Below are 1,448 nucleotides of genomic sequence, written 5' to 3' on the forward strand. Positions count from 1 at the left end.
TATAGTATCGTTGCCGTCTCCGACATTGAATATATATACATCGCTGCCCGATCCGCCAGTGAGGTTGTCGTCGCCTGTACCACCAGTGATAGTGTCGTTACCACCACCCGCATTAATGATGTCATTACCTGAGCCGCCAGCCAGGGTGTCGTTTTTTGAACCTGTGTTAATGGTGTCCTTTCCTGTTCCACCATCAACGACAGCAACAATATCACCGGTAGTGATGTTATCATCGCCTCCCTTGGCGTTAATAACAGCGATAGCTGCACCAGAAGAGACAACAAATGTGTCATCATTATCTGTCAGCACCGGATTAGATATAACTGCTGCAAGGTCAATAGCAGTTCCATCAGCAAGAACGATTTTTTCAACGCCATGTGATGGATCTACTAGCCCGCCAGAGATACGAATGGAGTCATCATCATGTCCTTTGATTCCGATAATCAGGTCATCTCCATCAACGTTGAAGATGAGATCTCCAGCAGTTACTCCAACACCAATGTTAATGATATCGATGTCGGTGCACATTTCATTGCACGAACCTTCATGAATGGTGTCGTTGCCGTCACCAATATTGAAGATATAGGTGTCTCCACCTGCTCCTCCAGTGAGGGTGTCGTCACCAGTACCACCCATGATGGTATCATTACCGCCACCTGCATTGATGGTATCGTTGCCTGCGCCACCCGCAAGAATGTCGTTTTTAGAACCTGTGGTGATAGTATCTTTTCCTGCTCCACCATTAACGACCGCAACAACGTCACCGGCAGTAATGGTATCATCGCCACCATCAGCATTAATAACAGCAATTAAGGCATCTGAAGGGACGACAAAGGTGTCATCGTCACCTGTCAGAGCCGGGCTGGCGATGACCGCTGTGAGATCAAGGGATGTTCCATCAGCAAGAACGATTTTTTCAACGCCATGTGATGGATCTACTAGTCCACCAGAGATACGAATGGAGTCATCATCGTGTCCTTTGATTTTGATAACCAGATCATCTCCATCGGCACTGAAGATAAGATCCTCAGTAGTGATACCTACGCCGATGTTGAGAATGTCCACGTCTACGCCATTGCATGTCCCTTCGTGTATAGTATCGTTGCCGTCTCCGACATTGAAGATATATGTATCACTGCCAGTGCCTCCAGTAAGGATATCGTCGCCGGTACCACCTGTGATGGTATCATCGCCGCCACCCGCATTGATGGTATCGTTGCCTGAACCACCAGCCAGAGTGTCGCTTTTTGAACCTGTGCTAATGGCGTCCTTTCCAGTCCCACCATCAACCACTGCAACAATATCACCGACAGTGATGGTATCATCACCGCCTTTGGCATTAACAACAGCAATTACTGCATCAGAAGGAACAACGAATGTGTCGTCATTGTCTGTCAGCACTGGGTTGGATATAACCGCTGCAAGGTCAATAGCAGTTCCATCAGCAA

At 47.7% G+C, this 1,448-nt stretch carries 1 protein-coding gene; it reads right to left on the reverse strand.

Translation table 11 applies throughout. The features are described 5' to 3' along the window. Positions 1-1,448, reverse strand: a 1,448-nt coding sequence (locus tag SP90_RS16350; protein ID WP_269449375.1) for a calcium-binding protein, incomplete at both ends; no start/stop codon positions are given.

The organism is Halodesulfovibrio spirochaetisodalis, assembly GCF_001672295.1.
GTDB classification, from domain to species: domain Bacteria; phylum Desulfobacterota; class Desulfovibrionia; order Desulfovibrionales; family Desulfovibrionaceae; genus Halodesulfovibrio; species Halodesulfovibrio spirochaetisodalis.